A 21,215-nucleotide genomic window follows, 5' to 3' on the forward strand; every position below is an offset into this window, starting at 1 on the left:
CATTGTAAATGTCCGAGGCTATCTTGCCCAACACCACCTCTTGGGCAAACTGATCAAAAGTAAGGACAGCAGCCTTCTCGCCCACAATTCGTCTCATAATGCTTCTTATAGCCAACTCTTGAGACGTTTTCACACGGTTCAAAGTAAAGGCGCTCACTGCAACCCTAAGCTTGTAACTGTCCTTGGTTGTAACATTGAGAACTGCGTCAATAAGGGTAGTTCTTCGGCGGACCAAGCTGCGCAGATAGTCTCTGCTGTATTCATGGCCTTTGAACACTGTTTTGGCTGTTTTGTCGTCTACTTCGGTGACTTGAAAATACATTTTGAGGTATTGATGCGAAAAGTCGTTGGTAATGTCATAAAGCGTAGCGTCTAGGACTCTGCCAACAAGTTTTTTTTGGTCATCTGCTGGTATAGCGCCCAGTTCAACGTTCCCGAAGTAGTTCGGCGTCATGACTGTGTACCAAGCTTTGTTGCGCCATTTGTCACGAACACGCCTTCTTCCACGTTTAGACACATTTTTGCCCTCGTTGCGTCTGGAAAATTCAACATCCAAGTATTAAAACGTTTAGTGTAGCTCAAGCTTTTCTAAGCCATTAATGTATTTGGTTAACGCTTCAGGAATAAGAACTGTCCCGTCTTTTTGTTGGTATTGTTCCAGTATTGCTAGCATTGTTCTGCTTGTTGCTAAAGCGGTGTTGTTTATTGTGTGAACGAAGCCTTTGGGCGCCTGACCTTCCTTTTCTCGGTAGCGGATGTTTAGACGTCGAGCTTGGTAGTCTGTGCAGTTCGAATTTGAACCAACTTCTCTGTAAACGCCGTCAGCCATCCAAACATTAATGTCGTACTTCTTCGCCGCCACTGTTCCAATATCGCCAGTGCAAGCGTTCACCACCTTATAGTGCAGCCCTAACGCTTGATACAGTTCTTCCGCGTTCTGTTGCAGTTCTTCGTGAAAATTCCACGAGTCGCTAGGAAGGCAGAAGATAAACTGCTCCACTTTGTTGAACTGATGCATCCTAAACAACCCTTTAGTATATTTACCGTGGGTACCTACCTCTTTTCTAAAGCATGAACTCACACCAACCAGTTTTATTGGCAAATCGTCTTTGAGCAGAACTTCATTCATAAATATGGCTGCTAAGGGATGTTCGGCTGTGGCAATCATGTACAAGTCTTCGTTTTCAACCTTATACATGACATTTTTAAAATCTGCCAAGTCGGTTACGCCTTCGTAAGGTTTTCGCCTCAGCATAAAAGGTGGCTCGATAAGTTGGTATCCTTTTTTAACCATGAAGTCGATGGCAATCCGCTGCAGAGCCAAGTCTAGAAGCACTAAGTCTCCTTTGAGGTAGAAGAAGCCGTGGCCTGCAACTTTGGCGCCTCTTTCGTCGTCAATCAAGCCTAAAGTCTGTGCAATTTCTAGGTGGTTTTTTGGTTTGAAATCAAATTTTGGAGGCTTGCCCCACACCTTGACCTCTTCATTATCATTTTCGTCTTTTCCAATGAGCACAGATTCGTGTAAAAGGTTGGGCAGTCTCATTAGAACGTAGTTGGCGTTTTGTCTGTGTTTCTCCACTTGCTTCTCTAAAACAACAATTTCAGCGTCCAGCTTGCGACCTTTTTCAATCCGCTTCTCGACTGGCTTTCCAGCCTTTTTCCAAGCACCTATCTCATTCGTAACTTTTCGCCTTTCATGCCGAAGTTCGTTAGCCTTTGTCAAAAGCCGACGCCACTCGCGGTCATGGTTAATTAAGTCATCTAGCATTTGAAGTTTCTCGGCGTCGCCTCGCTTCTTTAAATTTTGTCTCACAATTTCTGGGTGTTCACGAATTAGTTTAATGTCCAACAAAGTCATTCAACGTTCCTACGTGGAAATCAGTTATTTAGCTTTATGTAGCTACTTTTCGCAACTAAATAACTTTTTTTACTAGCATTTTCTGAAGATAGGAGGTGTCTTACTACTCCCAAAATCAGCAAGCTCTATTAAGGTCGTAATGCGCGATCGATTTCTATAGTTCTCTCAAAGATCAAGTCAAAGACTATGGCTGTAACGCTTCCGATATATTGGCAACATTTTGCCTCCCAAAGCTTTCCGTCCGTATATTTCCTTCGACCTGCTTCTGTGGTGAAATCACACCCAGTTAATTCTCTGCACGTTACATAGCCAAATTCCCCTTCAAATTGCTCAAGAAGCTCGAACGCAAACCAATAAGGATTTATTTTCTGTTTTCTTACATTATCTCTTCCAAATTTAAGCCCCAGAGCAATAATACCTCCACTTATGGCACCACATACTAACCCACGACCACCCATACCTGCGCCAAACCCCGTTGCAACTTTCGGGATCAACTCATTCCTGATTTCTAAACAGTCGCTGATCGCCAGCAAAACAGATTCGGAGCACAAAAAACCCTTTGCAGCATAAAATTTAGCCAACTCAACAACTTTATCCCTGCACATCAAATTAATCACCTAAATGATTTCGCAGTTCTTTACATATTAGACCTTTCAAAGTAAAAAAAGGATGCTTAGTAATATCTTTACTAGAAAAGCTCATATGATGCTCTTCGTTGAACCAAATGATAATACATTTAAAGTCAAGTGTTAGAGGATAAACGAGGGTCTGTAGCTTGGTAAAATTCTCTAGAAATTTAATTCTCTTTCTACTGTTGATTGGCATCGCCGCTTCATTAACAATTGTGGGAGAACTCAGCGGCGAGTTTGGACAAATAAGGCAGCTGTCATCTAAACCCCAAAACGTCTTAACCATAACCAGAGGCGAATTCGCCTCCTTAAATAACAGTGTCCTTTTCGGATTCGACATCGGCAGCGCAGGAGATGACATTCTCAGAGTGAAGTTGACTACGAATCAAAATTTTAGTTGGCACGAACCAATCGAGAACGGAAAAAGAATTTTCAGAAGCGAGAACTTCACGTTAGACGCAACGAACTGTTCATTTGAAGTTGACGTAACTGTCAAGTCCTACGACAAAAAAACACTGCAAATCATCGACAACATCGCGCCAACTAGTTAGTTCTGCCTGCTAAACTATGACTTTGACTTTTGTGTCTTAACAGTCTCAAAGGCTTTTTCTGCCACAGATATGCAAGCCAACAAATCGTCTAAAGTTGCTAAAAACGTCCCAAACGATTTCTCACAACGCACCAAAGCCAACAAACAGCAGTCACTCCTCACCGTTTCGACGCTTAAGCCTTGAGGTGTCTTAACGTTGTCTGGCGAAACCGCTTCAACAACAGCCCTTGCCTCCCTTCCAGTTTCATAAGCAAAGGAAAGCCTAGCTTCCAGCCTCAATTTGCTCCATCCGTTTCTTAACCAACTCGTCTACTAACTTGACAAAGGCATCCACGTCTTTTATGGGAACTTGAGCTCCTGCAGCAATGTCATGTCCACCACCCTTACCCTCAAATTTTTCGGCAGCCACACGCATAATCTCGCCCAAATCTAATCCCCTACTCGTCAGCATATCCAAAGTCCTAGCCGAAACCTTCACCACCTCTTCGTCAGCAACAGCATAAGCAATAATAGGCTTCTCCAGCTTTGGCAAACTCGTTGAAAGAATGGAGGAAAGAGTGCCAATCACCTTCTCATTTATAAAGCCTTCACCACGAACAACATATATGCTTTCTAACTCGTCAATACGATCAGGCTCTTCCATCAACCAACTTAAATACTTGGTAATAGTTCGCCTATATTCTCGCAAAACTATTTCAGCCTGCTCCAAAGCAGAACCCCGGTCACCCATACAAATGGCAACGCCCAAGCCAGCTTTTTCCATGCGCCCCGTGCCATTCAACAAAACCGAGAACTCACGAGCATCCCTCAACGGAGTCCAAGGTTCTTCATGCACAAGCGTATAAACCGAACCCACCAAATTTAACACGTCGCTTGGATAGCCTTTGGAAATCAGGTGGTCTGAAAGCGCGGAGCACAACTGCCGCTTCTGCTCTTCAGAGAGATCTCTTAACGCTCTCCACTTGTCTCCGTGTTTTGGTTTTATGCCGAGGCTAACGAGAAAAGCAAGGCTTTTGTCCTCTTCGCCGCTGATGTCAGGAAGGAAGGGGCTTGTGGTGTAGGCTAGGGCTTTGTGTATGGGGCGCGTTTCTCTGCCAAAAAACATGAGGTCTTTCTCGACTTTCAAGCAGTCCACGGCTACAGCGTCAGCCACAACCGTCTCGTTCAGCCCTCCCAACGCTCTTTGTTCATACTTGTCTTGCAAATCGCCCAACGCGCCTACTACGGCTATACCCGCCAAGTCTTTATTTGCATCATCTAACGCTTTGGCTGCAAAATAGGCAACGCCTGCGCCGCTAATGTCTTTGGAGCCGTCAATTCCATGAAGGTGAGGGTTCACTTGAAGTATGTTTGAAGTAACGTCGCCGATTGGTTGATGGTGGTCTAAGACAACTATTTGATTGTTGGAAAGATGTTTGCTCAGCACGTTTAGATAGCCGCTGCCCAAATCCGTCAAGAGGGTAAGCGTAGGCTTGTCAGAAGTTATGTCTGCAACAATTTTCTCGTCTACCCATTGCTGAATTCTCACACGGAAATTGGCGCCAAGCCTCCACAAGGCTTTCCCGATGACGCCGGCTGCTGCTAAACCGTCAGCGTCTAAATGAGAAATCACGTGGATGAACCCGCCTTCTTCAGCGCATTTAGAAATGAGCTTCGCTGCCTTAGAGGCATCGCTTGTGAAAGCCTTTTTGGCGTTTTCTTCTATCGCCATGTTCACCCCAAGACTTAGACGATAGAAGCAGCTCTGGGAGAATATTTCCAATCAGACGGTAAAACGCCTTCTCGTTTATAATACTTGGACAATTTATGAATTTTAGCCTCGACAACCTGTAACGATCTTTTGTTAGCTAAATCCATTTTGTTTCTCTCAAGGTGTGTGGAGAGCCGCGAAGCTTTCTTAACTAGCATTTCAAGGTCTTCTGGCATAGATGGCGCCATGTCCGCTTCTGCTAAGATATGAGTGATGCTTTTTCCTGTTATAGGTTTGACCAGTGGGATGCCGTGTTGATCCCGCAGTATGGTGCCTATTCTGCTAGCAGAATGTCCTTCTCTCGCCAACTTAATGATCAGCGCTTCCACTTCTTCGGACTCATACTTACACCACGAAGGCGGTCGCTTACTTACCGGGCGAATTGAATGTGATTTTCCTTTTTCTTGCTTAGGCAACAGTCTTGCCCTCCGAGAGCTCTTTTAACGACTCATCGCAGATATTTAAGACTTCTGAGAACTAAAAACTTGCTGTATACCATTCTGCGAATTTGTAAAAGGCTAAGGCACGATGTGAATTTTGATTTTTTTCCTCAACAGTCATTTCGGCAAAAGTTTTCGAGGAGTTTAAGGGTTTGAAAATTGGGTCAAAGCCGAATCCTCCGCTACCGTGTTTTTCTTTAACGATCTTTCCTTTAGCTTCACCACTGAAGCATAATGGTTTGTCCATTGTGGGGCTTAGAAAAGCCACAACTGACTTGAAACTTGCGTTTCTGTTGGTTATGTTTTCCATCAATTGCAAAATGCCATCGTTGCCGATTGTTCGGTAAACATGTGAAGAATAGGGACCTGGAAAGCCTTTTAGCGCTTTAATGAATAACCCTGCGTCTTCAACCATGATAGGTAGATTGCATTTTTTAACCGCGTCTACGGCGCTGGCTTTTGCAACATTATCTATGTTATCGTCTTGAATTTCAACTGCGCCAATTTTTTTCAGCATTGCTGTCGCTATTTTGTATTTGTTTAAAACTCTGCGGGCTTCGTTGAATTTATGGATGTTGCTTGTTACGAGGAACGCAACTCTGCCTTTCGGGAAATCAGTCATAATCGTCACGGAGCCTTAGCACCTTTCACGCTTACTTCGAAGTATTTTTTCCAGCTAATTTGCACAATCTCTAAAAGGTTTCCGTCAAGGTCAAGGAAGCTTGCTTCTCGGCCTCCCCAAGGCTCATCGTGTGGTTCTTTGACGAAGTTTACACCTTTTTTTTTCGGTGTTTCATATGCTGCGTCTACGTTGTCTACAAAGAACTCAATGGATGGCGCATCTTCTATACGTTCCTTTTCCTTTCTGCCGGGTCTAAGCCCGATTTCCACTCCGCCGCATTGAAAGCCTGCGTAAGAAGGGTATTCGTACTTCTTGTTAAATCCCAAAGTTTTTTCGTAAAAATCAACGGCAGTCTTGAGATCGGATACGGAAAGAGTTATGCACCGGACATTATTGATCATTCTTCTGTTTTCCTCCTTTCAGAAATATATCGACCTCGCTTTTCAATTTCGCGTATTTTACGTAATACTTTTTTCGCCACTTTGTCCCCAACTATTTTAGTGTAGCCCTCTAAAACCGCGTTGAAACATTCTTTGGCGTAGCGAAAATGGGTGCTTTGGAATGCACGCTTCATAAGATGGAGATCAACTCCCTTTAGTTCAAGCTCAACAGTTTTTTCTCCAAGTCCAAAGTCAACAAAAACCACCTTGCCACTGAGAGTTAGTATCATGTTAGAAGTTGTAAGATCGCCGTGAATAATACCCTTGCAATGAAGACGGCCGATAAGTACGCCGATGTGCTTGCTTAATCCTTTGCGCTCTTCAAAAGAAAGCCCGTCTAAAACCTGTTTTACCTGTTTACCTTCAACAAACTCCATGATTATGTTCGAATCAGCCAAACCCACCATAAAAATTGTGGGAGTTGGAACTCCCGCTTCTTTTGCATAATGAAGAAGTTGGGACTCGTGAATGGTTCGGTAGGTGCGGATTTTTTCATCTATCTCAGGAAGTCTATATTTTTTTGGAAGCCGTCGCTTCATAATCACTTTCCGACCTTGCCAATCTTCAAGAAATAGACTTGCTTCCGCTCCCTTCTTAATCAGCATTCTATCCTTCAACCCATGGTGCATCTACGTCTTCAAGTCTCCATTTCAGTCTGACAAAACTCTTGTCAACAGGCGTAGTCACGCCGTGTTTGTAAGCAAGGATGCCCGTCCAAGCAATCATAGCGCCGTTGTCTAAGGCGTACTGTTTTGGAACTACGCAAAAACAACTATCGTGTTCCTCAGCAATGGCGTTTAGCATGGCTTGCAACCGTTTGTTTGCTCCTACCCCTCCCGTTAAAAGGACCTCGCGCTTTTCGGTATGTGCCAGAGCACGTTCGGTAACTTCGGTGAGCATAGAGAATGCCACTTCCTGCAAGCTATAACACAAATCTTCAAGTCTATGGTTTCCACTTTTAAGAAGCCTAACCGTGGCTGTAAGAAGCCCGCTGAAAGACAAATCCATGCCCTTAACACTATAAGGCAAGTCAACCAACTCTTTTCCATTGCTTGCAAGTTTCTCCACCATAGCGCCGAACGGCATTCCCTCACGTTGGTGAAGCCCAGCCTCCCGTGCAAAAACGTCCAAGCAGTTGCCCACAGCTATGTCCAAAGTCTCACCAAAAACACGATAACGCCCAGCGTCAAAAGCCGAAACTATCGTGTTTCCTCCAGAAACGTACAAGGTAACAGGATCCCGAGCATTTGTTGCAAGTTTACCGATTTCAATGTGTGCCACGCAATGATTAACACCCACCAAAGGAACGTTAAGGTATGATGCTAAAGCTCGAGCGACAGTTGCACCTGTGCGAAGGCACGGCCCCAAACCGGGTCCTTGCGAAAAAGCAACGACAGTAATGTCTCTGGGTTTTATTCCTGCCTCTTGGAAGGCCGTGGAAATAACTTCTCCGGCAACTTCTGCGTGGTGTCTCGCGGCTTCTCGCGGGTGGATGCCACCCGTTTCCGGTATAAAAGCATTAATTATGTTTACTAGAACTTTTCCTTCGAAGTTTAGTACTCCAACGCTGAAGTCGTCTGCTGTTGCTTCTATGCCTAGGCAAAATTTCTGTGTTTGATTATGACTTTGCAACCGTTCCAACATCCATACAGGCAATATACGATCGTTAAATTAAACACTTCTCAGTTTATTTTAAAGTAGCTAAAGTGGTGTTTTTACATACATATTTTTATTCTTAGACAGCGCTATTTATATTGAAAACTTGAGGACACCGAGAGATGCCTAAACGCAACGCCTTGGAGCATAAGGCTCTACAATTCATCGCCAACACTGGTGACGAGGGCGTGCTTCAATCAGATTTGTGGCGTCAACTGGACGCCAGCAGTAGAGAAGGCTCCCGAATAGCCATTAAACTAGAAAACAAGGGGCTTATACGACGTGAACGCGAACTTTTCGAAGGTCGATGGACTTATAGGTTGTTTCCGAAAAGAAAGCCGGCTTCAATAAATTCCATAATAGATTGTCCATGCTTAAGCTGTCCCGAGAGCATTCGATGTGGCGCCTACGGTGCCACCTCACCAAATGATTGTGAGAAGCTAACCGAATGGCTCACCAGCCTAGCCCGAGAAGACGTTGGCTTGCAAGGTGACAGTTAAGGTTGCCTAAAGCGTGGGTAAGAGAACGAAAGCGAGATTATTATTTTAGAAAAGCTAAAGAGGAAAAATACCGTTCTCGAGCAACATACAAACTTCTGCAAGCAGTAAAAAAATACCGTTTTCTAAGAAAAGGTGACGTTGTTGTTGATTTAGGCGCAGCACCGGGCGGTTGGTTACAAGCATCTCGAAAAATTGTGGGAAAAGCGGGTTTTGTTCTGGGAGTTGATTTAAAAAGTATTGACCCCTTGAAAGTAGCTAACGTTCACACTATAACTGGCGATATAACTGACTCTGAAATATCGAAGCAGATTGAGAGGATTTTACCCTCCTTGGTTGATGCTGTTATTTCAGATGTTTCGCCAAATGTTTCCGGAGTCTGGGAGGTTGATCACGCGCGGCAGATAGACTTAGCTCGTCAATCTTTGACGCTTGCTTTGAAATTTCTTAAAGCAAATGGTAACTTTTTCGTGAAAGTGTTTCAAGGTGACATGTTCAAAGGTTTTGTTGAGGAAGTTAGGGAGCATTTTGCAAGAGTTGAAATAATGAAGCCGAAGGCAAGTCGGGCGAAGAGTGCTGAGATTTTCGTTCTAGGAATGGGTTTGAAAAAGGACAAATGATCCTGTGAAATTCTTTATTAGTTGTTTGTTTGTGTTAAGGGTTAAACGTGTATTCTAATATGTGGAGTTGAGGGAGAACATTGAAAGTTGTTGCGGCAGACTCGGGGGCAGCCATATTAAACACTCGCTTCGAGCCTTTGCAAATTGTTGCGGCAGCCACGGTTCTCGTAGAACCACCTTACAGAGAAGCTTGCCAATTCTTAGCTGAGCCGATCTTTGCTCCAGTGGAAAATGGACATGTTTTAATAATTCATGAACTTGAACTCTGCCAGACATTGCTGAAAGAGGTTAGAGCTGATGTGGTTCATTTAGATATGTCTGTAGGTGGACTGTTAGTAGAAGAGATTTCGCCAGTTCAACTTAGAGGAAAAGCTCGCAGCAGGGTTTTGAAGATTCTGCCAAAACTAAGAAAGCTGGCAACTGACATCAAACGAGTTTACGGCATAGACGTGTTGGCTATTGGAAAAGAGAGCATTCCTGTGAGAATCGCAGAGCTGACTACCGGAGCTCATGCAATTCTTTACGCTTGCGAGAAAGCCTTAAAAGAAAACAAAGAGCAGATTCTAGGTTTGCCCTCCAAATGCTATGCGAGGCTTACTCAAGGCAGAGTTACGCTCCAGTCGCTTATTGCAGCTGAACATGACGTTGCGGGATACGCTGAAGACAACAAAGGAATCTTAGAAGCAGTTCAAATAAAGGACATGTTAAATCCGTGTGCTAGAGGATTTCGCGTGCTAAGAATAGTTCCTAAGGGGAGATAGTTAAGTGACTGGCGTTATGGAAAAGCTTCAAACTATACGATTTGATGTGCATACGAGAATTATAATTATTGCGATTTTTTTGATTACTGCTTTGGTTGTCACAGTTCTCGGAGCGCTGGTTTTCAAAATTGATATGTCGGAAGCACAGAAAATTAGAGGTGAAGTCGAAGAAGAATTTGAACGATTTAATGACCCCCGCTTCATTTTTGGAAACAACTTACTTCACACCCTCATCATGTTTGTTCCCATCATTGGACCATTTTAGGGCAGCTTTGTTCTCTTTAACACTGGGACGGTTATTGCTATACTTAGTATTGCACAAGGAGTTCCACCGATTCTGACGTTCCTATTATTGTTCTTCACGCCTATTTTTTGGCTAGAGTTCGGCGTCTATTCTGTTGCCATGGCTCAAAGCGTTGTTTTGTTTTTGCAAATGTTAAGACATCGTGGCAAGAAAGAGGCAGTGAGGACTTGTATACTCATTACAATCTGCGTTTTGATTCTGTTGATTTCGGCTATTGTTGAATGGGCTATGAGAAATATGTTGCAAAGTTAAAAGCCTTGCTGGCTAACTCTTTTTTGTTTTTAAGCTTGAGGAATATCCAGTAGAATACGTCCACACAAAACATGCAAAAAGGGGGTCATTTTTTAGCTTTTCTAACGTTGACAACTTCAAGGCTCATGTCTAACGCCTTTACGCTGTGAGTAATTTCGCCAATGCTTACAACGTCAACGCCTGCCGCCGCATATTCAATAATGTTCTTCTCGGTTATTCCACCGCTTGCCTCAAGCAACACTTTGTTTCTAACTCCTTTTTTAGTTAAAAAGGACACAGTTTTCCTTACTTTAGCTGGGGAAAAGTTGTCTAGCATAATTATGGCGGCACCAGCCTTCGTTGCTTCCAAAGCATCCTCAACAGATGCTACTTCAACCTCTATCTTCTTGGAAAAAGAAATAGTTTCACAAGCTCTTCGCATAGCTTTTTTAATGTTGCCAACAATTTTTATATGATTATCTTTTATCAAAACTAAATCGTCAAGATGCAACCTATGCGTATCACCACTGCCGAGGAAAACAGCCTTTTTGTCAAAATAACCAAGCCCCGGCGCCACTTTTCTGGTGCAAGCAACGCGTGTCTTATAACCAGCTGCTTTAATTTTGCCTAGTAAATTGTTTGTTGCGGTTGCTATGCCACTCATTCTAGAAAGTAAGTTAAGAAGCGTTCGCTCCGTAGAAAGAACAGTTCTGGCATCCCCGACGATGCGCAGTATAGCGTTCTTAGGTTTAACTTGGGCGCCGTCAGAGGTTAGAGCTTTCGCTTGCAGATTTAGGCTTGCACATAAGACCAATGCTTCTTCTATTCCAGCCACTAAGCCGCTTTCTTTCATAACAACTTCGGCTTCAACAATTACGTTTTGAGGAATCGTGAGATAAGTGGTTATGTCGCCTTGTCCAACGTCTTCTTCCAGAAACCTACGCAGTTTTTCCTCTAAAACCCTTCTAGGCAGAAATACAAGCTTTACCTCCTTCCACTACTTCCAAAGTCGTTTCGATAGCTGTTTCTAACCCGTCTACGACAGAAACCTCTTTCTGAATTTCCACAGCTTTTTGGACAAAACGCTTGTTTTCCATCATTTCTTTCATCGTTGACAAAAGCGTCTCTCTGTGGAGGTTTTCTTGTTCAATCATCAAAGCAACACCATGTTTTATGGCTTTTTTAGCGTTATTATGTTGTTCTGTGTGGCTCGGCGTGGGAATTAAGATTGCAGGTTTACCATAACAAATGGTTTGCAATATGGTTCCATGACCCGCCCGGGAAATTACAATGTCGCATGCTTTCATGTATTCAAAACGGTTTGGAATCCATCTGAAAACTGTAAAATTACCATATCGAACAGGAGCTGCATTGGATTTTGGGTATCCAAGAGACATAACGATTTGATAGTTGTCTGGAAAACTTGTAAAGATTCTTTGAAGAATGCTTATAAGATAAGCTCTTTCCTTCAAAGGACCGCTGATAGGCACAAAAATCACAGGTTTCTCATCTTGCAAACCAAGTTTTTTACGTAACTCTTTCTTAGTTGGCAATGCGTCGGGACGAACTGGCAGAATTGGACCGATGAGTTTAATTTTTTTTCTATAAGCTTTAGGAATACGCAGGTTATCTGTAGATATTGTATAGGGTGGTGGGAAATCTGGAATCATCACCTTAACCCCTGTCGTCCAAATTTTTCCAAGAATTGCAAGAGTTATGGCGTCTGCAAATTTGGCGAGTCGCAAATAATGTGTTTCCCTCGGAATGATTACTTGGAACTGGTTAAGTATACAAATAGTCGGGATGCCCAGCATTCGTGCTGCAACAATAGGTGAAGCTCTTGAATCCGACACAACCAAATCTGGTTTAAAAGTCCCCATGACTTCAATTTCCTTACCCACTTGTTCCAAAAAATTGAAAGAAGCAACGAAGGGACCAGGATTCGCAGCTGTTCTTCTAAAGTCCACCGTTCCATCAGGTTTAACTTTAAAGTCCATCGGTGGGACTTCAACTGTGGAGAATCCTTCTTGGCGGACGTAGCTAACAGCGTCTAAGTATGTTGAGAAAAAGATTTCGGTGTTTCCATTTCTATTTTGTAGTCCTCGTGCTATGGGGATGCAGCGGCCTGCATGGCCGAGTCCGACACCGCTTGGGGCAAATTGAACTCGCATGGATTTATTTTCCGCCAAGTTTTTTTCGTTTTATTTTTTCTCTTGGGCTTTCTTCCGCAAAAACTATTGCTTGAAATTTATAGATTTTTGTCATCTTTGTTAGCCAGCTATCTGGGGGTAAACTGGCTTTTATGCAGCATTGACAGAGGAATTCTTCTGCATCCCAGTTGTATTCAACAGGCACTTGGGGCAATAGAAGACCTTTATAGAGTCCTCTTTCTACGATGAGACCGTCCTCGCCCACCTTAATCCTTGACGAAAGATGTTTCGGATTTTCTACCTCTACAAGTTCTGGGGGTGTGAGGACACTGACTTCAAAAACAACGTGGTCAAGTTCGTCTGGGGAAAGAGGAGGGAAACGTGGGTCTTGAGCTGCTGAACTTATTGTACATTCTATGACTGCTTGCGCTAGTATAGTGGTTGGATAGGGGTAGCCTATGCATCCTCTTAGTTTTTTCTTGCTGTTTTCAAGGCGGTTAATGGTGATGAAAACTCCGCAGCGTTGCATCAGCTTGGCAGAGGTATCTTTTGGCGCGTTGATTACTTTGCCCGTTTTTAAATATTCCTCTACAGCTTTTCGGGCAAGTTTAACTAGAAACTCGCCTTCTTCCTGTGTTAGCTGGGATACCACAGAGTTCTCCTCAACTGAATTAATTGACTAATGTGTTGTGAAAGTCTTAAACTTATCCATAAACCCAGCTAAAGTGTGGCTTTATCTTCAACCACCCTATTCCGCAAAACACCTATGCCCTCTACTTCTATCTCTACAACATCGTCTTTTTGGAGAAACTTGGACTTAGGCTTCATAGCGAACCCTACTCCAGCAGGAGTACCTGTGGCAATGATGTCGCATGGTTCCAACGTCATAACACGGCTGAGATGATGCACAATTTCCAAAACATTGAGCGCCATGTTGCTGGTATTAGAATCTTGTCGTAATTCCTTGTTTACCCATGTGCAAATCCGTAAATTGGTCGGGTCAGTTATTTGGTTGGTAGTAGTGATGCAAGGACCAGTAGGTGCAAAGGTGTCAAAACTTTTTCCTCTAGTCCATTGTTTATCTTTGAACTGTATATCCCGTGCGGAAACATCGTTGAGAATTGTGTACCCAAAAATATATGACTTAGCATCATTGGCTGAGACGTTTTTAGCCTTTTTGCCCATTACGATTGCTAGTTCTGCCTCATAGTCAAGCTGTTTCACGAAATGGGGCTTAACAATGTTTTCGTTTGGACCTATTATGGTTGTGTGGGGTTTCATGAAAATTACTGGTTCGTCAGGCGGGGCTTTTTCTTGTTCTGCAGCGTGGTTTTTGTAGTTTAGACCTAGACAGATAATTTTCGGAGGCGTCGCGATTGGCGCTAATATTTTCACTTTGCTAAGGGGGAATACTGCTTGTTCAAGAGTTGTTTTTGTTGCGTTTTGAATCAACTGTTCGATGCTTGTTTCTTTTATGCTTTGAGAGATTAAAGCCTCGAGGCTGTGCGGATAAGGTTGTTCCAACGCCTTTGCCAAAGTAGACAAGCAGATTACTTGATCTTCTTCTAAAACTCCGTAGGATTTTGTTGAGTCTGAGAAACAAACCAGCTTCATCGATGTCGCCTAAACAGTTTCGTTTATTTAACCTCCTCTTTCAAGGAGGAACTATTCCCAATCTAGTCACAAGAATGTCTCTGTTTTCCAGCTCTTTAATTAATGGGTTTATTCCTACAGAGTCGCTTGCGATATGTCCAGTGATTATTAAGTTCCCTGCATCGTCAGCCTTTAGTTTTTCAAGGTCTGCGGAGCTTATGTGGATATAGATTAGCGTGTTTATTCGATGTTTAAAGTATGTTTTCGCGATTTCGTAGCCTCCATTTGTTCCAGCGCCGTGGGATACCCTAGTTTTTCCAGCGAGATTTGCAGCGTCTCCTAGACGTATCTCGATGTCTGTTGTTGCGTTCTTGAATTCTGGCAATTTCTTAAGCGCTGAAACAACGTCCCTTACTGTGGCGTCTTTCCCAGTTTCTTGTTTGATTTTCTGAGCCATCATTCTTCTTCCCAGCTCGTCTAAAGGCGTGTGAATGTTCATGTAAGGCATTCTAAGAAGCCGAGCCATATCCACTGCGTGGCTGTAGTTTTTGGTGTGCATCTCTACTTCCAAAGCCTTCATCTTTTTGCGAACTGCCTCCTCAGCCTCATGCTTTGGGACGCCAGCGTCTATCATCTGTTGAACGTGTCGGCTGAAAACTTGATAGAAATTGATGACAGCTGATCCGCCTTTAGGATGATGAGAGATTACAGCATCGTAGCCTAGCTGTTTTGCAAGCAAAAGCTCTGGAACATCTGCGTCAATTCCAAACAGAACCTTTTTGATGTTTTTTCCTTCAACGTATATGGCGCTGTCTGCTGGCACCGATTCGAAGTCTACAAGTTTTAGGGCTACGTCCATAATTTCTTTCGTGCTAACCATCTTCGTTCACTTTCCTTGTGCTGTCCAAACATCGAAGTCTCGCAATAGTTTCAGCGCAGTTATTGTAGTAGGCACAATGTATCTTTCACCATCCACACTTGTCCAGCTTCCATTTTTTTGTTGCAGCTTAACCAGTTTTTCAAGACAAATCTGAACTAGCGGATGATTTCGCGGTATTTTCGCGTCATGAAGACATTCTAAGTACCAGTTTAGGAACGAGGCGTCTATTTCTTCTTCCTGCAACCATTCTTCAACAAGCTTCATGGATTTCTGCACTATTTCGTTTTCAATGCCTTCAAGTTGGGCAAACACTGAGATGGTTATCCACGTGGCGATTCGGTAACCCGCTACCTTTCCATTTTTGTCTCTGTTTTGCATAAGAAACTTCGCTGCTTTCCTAACATATTCCGAGTTGTGGTAGCCTAGCTGGATTAGCTTGTTTGCTACTTCTGCAGTTAGCCATGTTCTAGTCTCTGGCTTTGCAGGTGTGTCCCATGGTGGAGGCTTGTACTCTGCTATTCTTAGGTTTTCGTCCCAACTTCCGTTTTGTTGCTGGGTTTTGAAGAGGAACTGTATAGCTTTTTTGCAGACATTAGACTCTTTCAAGTCAAGCTCTCTGATGAGATTTAGTGTGGAACATGTTTCGCTTACGCTGCTGTGTTTGTCTTTTTCAAGGTTGTAGGGGAAACCGCCGTCTTTGTTCTGTATGCTTCTTAGATTTTTTAAGGGAATTTCATCGTTATGCCTTTCATTTAACAAATAGTTGATGCGGTATCTGTCGATTGTGTTTCCGTGTTCTTGAATGAAGTTTAAAGCTGCTTCAATGTTCATTTCACATATTCACCACATTATGTTTCCACTTTCTGTTTATAGAAGTTGTACTAATCAATGAGGGATGGGCTTTCACTTTTTTCCTATCTTTTCATTAGAGAGTGTGAGTTTAACAAGTTTTCTCTGTGGTTAATTGGTAGAGTTCAACGTTAGCTCCTTGGCATGACTTTATAGTTTTCTCGTCGAAGTGTTGACACAAAATTACTTTACGCACACTGTCTAGGGAAAGTTTGTTTTGTGACGCATAGCCTGCGGCAAGTCTAGATACTTGCGCCACAGCTGTTTCGGTTGCTTTTGTTTCTATCTCCACGACCACTATTCTACCGCATGCATCTTGGAGAAGCACATCTACCACGCCGAAGCCGACATCTTTGTTCGCATCTTTGAATTGCATTCTCTTTTCTAGAATTGACGGATCGTCGGCGAGTATTTTTTGTATAGGTTCTTCTAGGAGACCCTTTGCAACCATGTGGGCTTGTGGGCCAATTTCTGAAATGTTTTTGAGTTGTAGTTCTATTTCGAAGTATGTTGTTCCTAACATGTGAGGATAAACGTTGATTGGTCTTTTGTTGTGGTATAGTATGAGGATCGGTGTGTTTGTTGTGTTTAGGTTCTTGGTTTTTGATAAGGGTAGGATCTTGTTTTTGGCGCTTACTATTTTTCCTCTAATCTGAGGGGTGATGCTGCGTATGCCGTTTTTAACTTGTTCAACTTGTGCTTGCTGCAGTGTTTCTGTCTCTATAATGCTGAAGTCGATTTCCCACTTCTTTTGTATCCTTTCCAAAGTTTGGATGATTGGGTTTATTCTGTTTTGGTATGGGGTTTTTTGCTCATAGTAGAGAATGAACTTGTACATTTGTTTTCGCTCTTGAAGATGAGGAAGTTATGTTTTGTATTAAAGGTTGTTATTGGAGTTTTGTGTGTGTTTAGCGTGATGGGTAGACTGTTCTATTTGGTTCCTAATAGGTTTCGGGTGTGTGGTAGTGTTTATATGGTGTAGGTGGCAATTGTTAGATTGGTGTATTTATGGGTGGTGGGGTTTTTGGTGAGGGGGAGCAGCGGAGGCATCGGGGGGTGTGTATTGATTGTGGTGAGGTTTTGGAATTGTATAGTTTGGATTTGAAGAAGGGGAGGCGGGTTTTGCAGTGTACGCGGTGTGGGTTGTATCATTTTTACCGGAAGGATTTTCTAGGGAAGTGGAAGTTGGTTAAAGCAGCGAAAATCCCAGACTTGTGGAGATAGACAGCGGTTTTGTATGTTGAGGCTAGCTTATACTAGATTTTATTTGGCTTCAAATAACCTAGAAGTATCAGTTCCAGTATCCTTTTCCATTATATACTTCTCAATTGATATGAAGACAATTGGGAGATAGTTCTAGATGAAATGTGGAAAGAACTGTCTAAAGCTCAAGAGATTCTTACTGAGAACCTAGTAGGAATTAGAGTATGTTTGAGTTCGAGAGAGCTTTGACCAACTAGTTTCTAAGTGTTCACGGAAGGGTATATTAATTATTATGAGAATCATATTAACAAGAATGGATGACAAGATTAAGTTTTAAATCCTCAAAGATCTAATGGCTTTTGATGCGAAGATAGCCTTGTCTTCCATTTAAGATGGTGAGGATGGAGTAGAAAACAGTGTGGAGGCGTAAGTTTTAAATGAGTATCGAAGATAAGGCAGAACTAGTCATGACGATCAGAGATTACGAATATGAAGAAAAACAAAAATGGGATAAAGGGATAGACTTTACTGCTTCAGACGCCAAATCGGATGACAAGATATTGTTGCGCATTATAACCGCGCCAGAATCAAGATCTGGCGTTGTTGGTATAGACGCTGTTAAGGAGATGTCTGAGATCATGAAGCTTAAGGACTATGATAAAGGAGTTCTCATCAGCAAGAGGTTTACGGAAGCAGCAAAGAAAGAGATGAAACGAGAAAACATCCAGATGATATCAGAGAGTTTCATGCCCTCACTTGAACCGCAGAGACTCTACCTTAAGATACAGGATCTTATAGATGGTCTATGCAAAGCCAATTGTGGTAAGATTCCGGAGAAAGAGTCTGATTGTAAGGGCCATTTGAATGGACAGTACCCATGCAAGATCAGGCTAATCAGTGATAACGCCTCATTCCACTTTGAACGCGGTTGGACAAGATTTCTGCAAAATGACCTTTTACGGCTTCTAAGGCTGCATAACTTAATGAATAATAAGAAAAATCAATCAAAGTAATGGTGTTATGAATAATGTCTGAGGAAGAAATCGAGCTTATGACGTGTGCAAATTATGTTTAACCATTTGAGGTGAAAATATGTCAATCTCAGGGGAAATATACTATTGGGGCGATAAGGCGAAAAACATTCCAAAAGGACCTGGAGTTTATGCATTCTATAATGGAGACAAAATTCTTATCTACATCGGAGAAACTGTCAATCTTCAAGAAGAATTTACTCATTATTTGAAGACAAATTTTTCTGATGACCCTCGCAAACGCGAAACCAAATATTATAAAAGAGAGTTTACTTCAAAACAAAAAGATAGAGTGAAGGTACTTTTAGACGAGTACAGGCAAAAGCATGGCAGATTTCCTAAGTGTAATGTTCCTCCTGAACCAGCTAAGAAGGAGATTTCCAGCGAATGGGGATTCTATTTCTACGAGGATGTCGGTAAACCGCTCCACGAAGTAGCTTTAAACCTACAAGATTTGAGGAAGAAAATGAGTAAAGTTCCAGTTGCTTCACTTGAATTTCATCAAAAAAGAGGAGACTTCGCCAAGTGGATAAGTGGCATTTTTAAGGACATGGAACTTGCAGAGGCTATCCGAAAAATTGACAAGACCGGAGAAGATCTTAGGAGAGAGCTGTTGAATTCATTTAACAATTCAGAGAAAGCAACATGTCCTAGATGCGGAATCGAAACGATTCCTATCAAGACTTGGAAAATGGCTGGAAGACCCAGTAAGACTGGTGAAAGACTACAGCTCACTATAGGTCACTATAAATGCCCCAAATGCAATAAAACATTCCGACGAGTGCTCGCCAAAGAGAAAATAATAGCTTCCTGAAATCTTTTTGCGCGCTCAATTACAATAAGAAACAACACAAGGTACAAGTATGAAAGATGAAATTGAAAGATTAAGTGGAATAGAACGGAAAACTTATTAATTCATTAAAGAGGTTGGAGAGATTCAGACCAAGAACCTGCCCAACAGGCGAATTGCAGGAGCAATTACCACCCTGAAAAACAAGGGATTGGTGGAAATCTACAAGATATACACTAGCATCTATCGACAAAGAAAAAGAAGTTCGTAAAAGTAAAACAATAGTCTTTAGCTCGCTTACATTATCGCTGTTTAGAAACCAATCACACATGCCTAGGAGAATATACTAAAAGTGAAAATTAAAATTGGAGATAAAGTGAAGATTTCATCAGATAAGAAGTTTCATCCAGAAGCGGGGCACTTTGGCAAGTACGTGTAGATAAGTGAAGATGGAGAAGCTGTAGCGATACAATGTGAAAGGGGTTCACCACGGCAAGAAAAACGTTGTTTTCTTAATGAAGATCAATTCTATGAAATGAACCGTTCACCGTTCAACTTTTTAGTACTTGACTCGTGCCGAATCGCATGACAGCAAACTCACCTTTCTCCCTCCAGACAATAAGCAAAGAAGGATTCTCAGAGAGCCCTCTCTTTCATACACACATATAACCAAGCTCCTCCGTAGACCCAAACGTCCCTCGCCACTCCACATCCAAGGCTAATCTTCTATAATACCTCTTAAACTCTTCCAAACAACAGCCAACAACAAACCTCACACCCATCAACACCACACAGCTAACTCTCTGCCACTGCTCTTGTCAGTATTCTTTGCTCTTTCCTTTTCTTCTGTGGAATATTGTAGCTGGGCAGCCAGTGCACTTTCCATAATATGGGCAGGTTTCACAATTCGATTCACATGGTGAAACATCTTGCGGGTTCTTTGGAAGCTGCATCCTCAACTCTCTAGGATAGTAAATGTTGTCTACGATTGTAACTCTTGCTTTTTCCAGTCCAATTGTGTTCAATGGATTTTTCTCTATGGACTCAATCCACCATCTTTGTCTTTCTGGAAGAAAGTAAGTGGCAAAAAGCTGGTTCTCCTTAATTGCTATCAGATTTATGTAAGGACAATTCCGGTAGGACTCAGCAAGGTGTTCAACTTTCTTTCTTGTCTTTGCCTCTCCGAAAAGCAAGGCGCATATTAGCTTTTCCTCATCTTTCTTTGCCTTCCTTTCGATAATGAGCTATGTCCTTTGCTTCAGTTTTTATGACTTGCAGAAGAAACTTCCAAAATCAGTCAACATCAGCATATTCTCGGCACCGGATCACCAACTGGCATCGGCAAAATTCGCTTACCTCTAACCACTGTCTCCATCGCTACCAAATCAAACTCATCAGTAGCCTCTCCAATAATCTCCGCATCTTTCCCTTCTTTAGTGCCTCTTAGAGCTTCTAAAACTTCTTCAGCCATCTCCTCCACCACCCCAACAATCACCTTCCCCTCATTCCCAACCTCTAACGGGTCAATTCCTAACATCTCACACGCCACCCGCACATCCTCCCTAATCGGTATTTTATCCTCATGCACCAAAATCCCCACACTCGCCTTCTCACACCACTCATTCAAAGCATTCGCCAACCCACCTCGAGTCGGATCCTTCATAGACACCACCCCCCCAACCTCTAAGGCCCGCTCAATCACACGGTTCAAAGGCTTAACATCCGATACAATCCCACTACCAAAAGCAAACCCCTCCTGCGCCGACAAGACGGCCAACCCATGATCCCCAATCGTCCCCGACAAAATAACCCGGTCACTCGCCCGCAAATTTCCATCTAAAACCCAACGAGCACTAAAGCCGCTTCTATACTTCCTAACAACAGCCAAATTATGGTCTAAGGCTTTACTACGCCTGCCAATCCCACTCATATTAACCACCAACCCTCCAAGGCTGCCTTTCTCCACCACCTTCGTATCCCCAGTCACCACAAAAACCTCCGCCTCCTCACAAGCCACCTTCATACTCGCCAAAACCCGCTCCAAATCACCAAAAGCTAACCCTTCCTCAAGCACAAATCCACAAGCCAAAGCCACAGGCTCAGCCCCTAAAACAGCCAAGTCATTCACTGTCCCGGCCACTGCCAACCGCCCAATATCCCCACCCGGAAAGAAAATCGGACGAACGGCATGCGAATCACTCTTAAACACCACACCATCCACAACAGCCGCGTCATCTAACACCTCCAAACCAACCTCAGCCCCCTTAAAACCACCAAGATAAGGCAAAACAAACCTTTCAATCAACTTAGCCATCACAGCGCCACCTGCACCATGAGCCATCGTAACCCGTTCGCTCTCTG

Annotated in this window: 26 protein-coding genes; 7 read left to right on the forward strand and 19 right to left on the reverse strand. The window is 42.9% G+C overall.

Annotated elements, in window-relative coordinates:
• The 3 genes from OEX01_07185 to OEX01_07195 form a co-directional block, all read right to left on the reverse strand.
• On the reverse strand, nucleotides 1-556 hold a 556-nt coding region (locus OEX01_07185), incomplete at its 3' end, for a 30S ribosomal protein S3ae (GenBank protein ID MDH5448764.1).
• 12 nt (nucleotides 557-568) lie between these two features.
• Nucleotides 569-1,852 (reverse strand): serine--tRNA ligase, encoded by a 1,284-nt coding sequence (gene serS, locus OEX01_07190; protein MDH5448765.1) that lies wholly within the window; start codon nucleotides 1,850-1,852, stop codon nucleotides 569-571.
• 134 nt (nucleotides 1,853-1,986) lie between these two features.
• The gene (locus OEX01_07195; protein MDH5448766.1) at nucleotides 1,987-2,463 is read right to left on the reverse strand and encodes a C-GCAxxG-C-C family protein; all 477 of its coding nucleotides are present in this window, start codon (nucleotides 2,461-2,463) and stop codon (nucleotides 1,987-1,989) included.
• Nucleotides 2,464-2,633: 170 nt separating this feature from the next.
• Here OEX01_07195 and OEX01_07200 point away from each other — a divergent pair, with 170 nt between their 5' ends.
• Nucleotides 2,634-3,038 carry a hypothetical protein gene (locus OEX01_07200; GenBank protein ID MDH5448767.1) on the forward strand — a complete coding sequence of 135 codons (405 nt, stop codon included), beginning with the start codon at nucleotides 2,634-2,636 and terminating at the stop codon, nucleotides 3,036-3,038.
• A gap of 14 nt (nucleotides 3,039-3,052) precedes the next feature.
• Here the strand turns inward: OEX01_07200 and OEX01_07205 are convergent, their stop codons facing one another.
• The 7 genes from OEX01_07205 to kae1 are packed head-to-tail and all read right to left on the reverse strand — an operon-like array spanning nucleotide 3,053 to nucleotide 7,933.
• A complete protein-coding gene (locus OEX01_07205; protein ID MDH5448768.1) occupies nucleotides 3,053-3,316 on the reverse strand; it encodes a KEOPS complex subunit Pcc1 in 264 nt (87 codons plus the stop codon).
• Nucleotides 3,300-4,748: a DHH family phosphoesterase gene (locus OEX01_07210; GenBank protein ID MDH5448769.1), complete on the reverse strand. Its 1,449-nt coding sequence runs from the start codon at nucleotides 4,746-4,748 to the stop codon at nucleotides 3,300-3,302. Before OEX01_07210 ends, OEX01_07205 begins: the two co-directional genes overlap by 17 nt.
• A gap of 14 nt (nucleotides 4,749-4,762) precedes the next feature.
• Nucleotides 4,763-5,206, reverse strand: a complete 444-nt coding sequence (locus tag OEX01_07215) for a 30S ribosomal protein S15 (protein ID MDH5448770.1) — start codon at nucleotides 5,204-5,206, stop codon at nucleotides 4,763-4,765.
• Between the two features lie 58 nt (nucleotides 5,207-5,264).
• On the reverse strand, nucleotides 5,265-5,849 hold the full coding sequence (locus OEX01_07220; protein MDH5448771.1) for an XTP/dITP diphosphatase: 585 nt from the start codon (nucleotides 5,847-5,849) through the stop codon (nucleotides 5,265-5,267).
• Nucleotides 5,850-5,854: 5 nt separating this feature from the next.
• A complete protein-coding gene (locus tag OEX01_07225) occupies nucleotides 5,855-6,250 on the reverse strand; it encodes a VOC family protein (GenBank protein MDH5448772.1) in 396 nt (131 codons plus the stop codon).
• On the reverse strand, nucleotides 6,247-6,894 hold the full coding sequence (locus OEX01_07230; protein ID MDH5448773.1) for a Kae1-associated kinase Bud32: 648 nt from the start codon (nucleotides 6,892-6,894) through the stop codon (nucleotides 6,247-6,249). Before OEX01_07230 ends, OEX01_07225 begins: the two co-directional genes overlap by 4 nt.
• Before the next feature lies 1 nt (nucleotide 6,895).
• On the reverse strand, nucleotides 6,896-7,933 hold the full coding sequence (kae1, locus tag OEX01_07235; GenBank protein MDH5448774.1) for a KEOPS complex N(6)-L-threonylcarbamoyladenine synthase Kae1: 1,038 nt from the start codon (nucleotides 7,931-7,933) through the stop codon (nucleotides 6,896-6,898).
• A gap of 134 nt (nucleotides 7,934-8,067) precedes the next feature.
• Here kae1 and OEX01_07240 point away from each other — a divergent pair, with 134 nt between their 5' ends.
• From OEX01_07240 to OEX01_07255, 4 genes are all read left to right on the forward strand, one after another.
• The gene (locus OEX01_07240; GenBank protein ID MDH5448775.1) at nucleotides 8,068-8,445 is read left to right on the forward strand and encodes a transcriptional regulator; all 378 of its coding nucleotides are present in this window, start codon (nucleotides 8,068-8,070) and stop codon (nucleotides 8,443-8,445) included.
• Nucleotides 8,446-8,447: 2 nt separating this feature from the next.
• On the forward strand, nucleotides 8,448-9,062 hold the full coding sequence (locus OEX01_07245; GenBank protein ID MDH5448776.1) for an RlmE family RNA methyltransferase: 615 nt from the start codon (nucleotides 8,448-8,450) through the stop codon (nucleotides 9,060-9,062).
• 80 nt (nucleotides 9,063-9,142) lie between these two features.
• Entirely contained in the window at nucleotides 9,143-9,823 is a 681-nt protein-coding gene (locus OEX01_07250; protein MDH5448777.1) for a DUF4152 family protein, read from the forward strand.
• A 4-nt stretch (nucleotides 9,824-9,827) separates the two neighbouring features.
• Nucleotides 9,828-10,088, forward strand: coding sequence for a hypothetical protein (locus OEX01_07255; protein MDH5448778.1), 261 nt, complete (start codon nucleotides 9,828-9,830; stop codon nucleotides 10,086-10,088).
• Between the two features lie 376 nt (nucleotides 10,089-10,464).
• Here the strand turns inward: OEX01_07255 and nadC are convergent, their stop codons facing one another.
• The 7 genes from nadC to OEX01_07290 form a co-directional block, all read right to left on the reverse strand.
• The gene (gene nadC / locus OEX01_07260) at nucleotides 10,465-11,292 is read right to left on the reverse strand and encodes a carboxylating nicotinate-nucleotide diphosphorylase (protein MDH5448779.1); all 828 of its coding nucleotides are present in this window, start codon (nucleotides 11,290-11,292) and stop codon (nucleotides 10,465-10,467) included.
• Nucleotides 11,293-11,323: 31 nt separating this feature from the next.
• Nucleotides 11,324-12,547 carry a hypothetical protein gene (locus OEX01_07265; protein MDH5448780.1) on the reverse strand — a complete coding sequence of 408 codons (1,224 nt, stop codon included), beginning with the start codon at nucleotides 12,545-12,547 and terminating at the stop codon, nucleotides 11,324-11,326.
• Entirely contained in the window at nucleotides 12,534-13,160 is a 627-nt protein-coding gene (locus OEX01_07270) for a TIGR00296 family protein (protein ID MDH5448781.1), read from the reverse strand. Before OEX01_07270 ends, OEX01_07265 begins: the two co-directional genes overlap by 14 nt.
• Nucleotides 13,161-13,228: 68 nt before the next feature.
• Nucleotides 13,229-14,122: a fumarylacetoacetate hydrolase family protein gene (locus tag OEX01_07275; protein ID MDH5448782.1), complete on the reverse strand. Its 894-nt coding sequence runs from the start codon at nucleotides 14,120-14,122 to the stop codon at nucleotides 13,229-13,231.
• A 40-nt stretch (nucleotides 14,123-14,162) separates the two neighbouring features.
• Entirely contained in the window at nucleotides 14,163-14,981 is an 819-nt protein-coding gene (locus tag OEX01_07280) for a hypothetical protein (protein MDH5448783.1), read from the reverse strand.
• Nucleotides 14,982-14,987: 6 nt separating this feature from the next.
• Complete coding sequence (locus tag OEX01_07285) at nucleotides 14,988-15,812, reverse strand: terpene cyclase/mutase family protein (GenBank protein ID MDH5448784.1); 825 nt, start codon at nucleotides 15,810-15,812, stop codon at nucleotides 14,988-14,990.
• A gap of 109 nt (nucleotides 15,813-15,921) precedes the next feature.
• On the reverse strand, nucleotides 15,922-16,668 hold the full coding sequence (locus OEX01_07290; GenBank protein ID MDH5448785.1) for an endonuclease NucS: 747 nt from the start codon (nucleotides 16,666-16,668) through the stop codon (nucleotides 15,922-15,924).
• 802 nt (nucleotides 16,669-17,470) lie between these two features.
• On the opposite strand from OEX01_07290, the gene OEX01_07295 reads away from it, so the two are divergent.
• Nucleotides 17,471-18,046, forward strand: a complete 576-nt coding sequence (locus OEX01_07295) for a restriction endonuclease (protein MDH5448786.1) — start codon at nucleotides 17,471-17,473, stop codon at nucleotides 18,044-18,046.
• 79 nt (nucleotides 18,047-18,125) lie between these two features.
• On the forward strand, nucleotides 18,126-18,878 hold the full coding sequence (locus tag OEX01_07300; protein ID MDH5448787.1) for a hypothetical protein: 753 nt from the start codon (nucleotides 18,126-18,128) through the stop codon (nucleotides 18,876-18,878).
• A gap of 794 nt (nucleotides 18,879-19,672) precedes the next feature.
• Here the strand turns inward: OEX01_07300 and OEX01_07305 are convergent.
• The gene (locus tag OEX01_07305) at nucleotides 19,673-20,047 is read right to left on the reverse strand and encodes a hypothetical protein (GenBank protein ID MDH5448788.1); all 375 of its coding nucleotides are present in this window, start codon (nucleotides 20,045-20,047) and stop codon (nucleotides 19,673-19,675) included.
• A gap of 110 nt (nucleotides 20,048-20,157) precedes the next feature.
• A complete protein-coding gene (gene hypE / locus OEX01_07310; protein ID MDH5448789.1) occupies nucleotides 20,158-21,195 on the reverse strand; it encodes a hydrogenase expression/formation protein HypE in 1,038 nt (345 codons plus the stop codon).
• Between the last annotated feature and the right edge of the window lie 20 nt (nucleotides 21,196-21,215).

The organism is Candidatus Bathyarchaeota archaeon (assembly GCA_029882535.1).
GTDB lineage: Archaea > Thermoproteota > Bathyarchaeia > Bathyarchaeales > SOJC01 > JAOUKM01.

What these genes read in the sequence shown, in the direction of transcription:
- OEX01_07290 (MDH5448785.1), bottom strand. Translation starts at nt 16,668, where the DNA reads ATGTACAAGTTCATTCTCTACTATGAGCAAAAAACCCCATACCAAAAC.
- OEX01_07285 (MDH5448784.1), bottom strand. Translation starts at nt 15,812, where the DNA reads ATGAACATTGAAGCAGCTTTAAACTTCATTCAAGAACACGGAAACACA.
- OEX01_07240 (MDH5448775.1), top strand. Translation starts at nt 8,068, where the DNA reads ATGCCTAAACGCAACGCCTTGGAGCATAAGGCTCTACAATTCATCGCC.
- OEX01_07210 (MDH5448769.1), bottom strand. Translation starts at nt 4,748, where the DNA reads ATGGCGATAGAAGAAAACGCCAAAAAGGCTTTCACAAGCGATGCCTCT.
- OEX01_07280 (MDH5448783.1), bottom strand. Translation starts at nt 14,981, where the DNA reads ATGGTTAGCACGAAAGAAATTATGGACGTAGCCCTAAAACTTGTAGAC.
- hypE (MDH5448789.1), bottom strand. Translation starts at nt 21,195, where the DNA reads ATGGCTCATGGTGCAGGTGGCGCTGTGATGGCTAAGTTGATTGAAAGG.
- OEX01_07230 (MDH5448773.1), bottom strand. Translation starts at nt 6,894, where the DNA reads ATGCTGATTAAGAAGGGAGCGGAAGCAAGTCTATTTCTTGAAGATTGG.
- OEX01_07295 (MDH5448786.1), top strand. Translation starts at nt 17,471, where the DNA reads ATGAGTATCGAAGATAAGGCAGAACTAGTCATGACGATCAGAGATTAC.
- OEX01_07225 (MDH5448772.1), bottom strand. Translation starts at nt 6,250, where the DNA reads ATGATCAATAATGTCCGGTGCATAACTCTTTCCGTATCCGATCTCAAG.
- OEX01_07275 (MDH5448782.1), bottom strand. Translation starts at nt 14,122, where the DNA reads ATGAAGCTGGTTTGTTTCTCAGACTCAACAAAATCCTACGGAGTTTTA.
- OEX01_07300 (MDH5448787.1), top strand. Translation starts at nt 18,126, where the DNA reads ATGTCAATCTCAGGGGAAATATACTATTGGGGCGATAAGGCGAAAAAC.
- OEX01_07220 (MDH5448771.1), bottom strand. Translation starts at nt 5,849, where the DNA reads ATGACTGATTTCCCGAAAGGCAGAGTTGCGTTCCTCGTAACAAGCAAC.
- kae1 (MDH5448774.1), bottom strand. Translation starts at nt 7,933, where the DNA reads ATGTTGGAACGGTTGCAAAGTCATAATCAAACACAGAAATTTTGCCTA.
- OEX01_07195 (MDH5448766.1), bottom strand. Translation starts at nt 2,463, where the DNA reads ATGTGCAGGGATAAAGTTGTTGAGTTGGCTAAATTTTATGCTGCAAAG.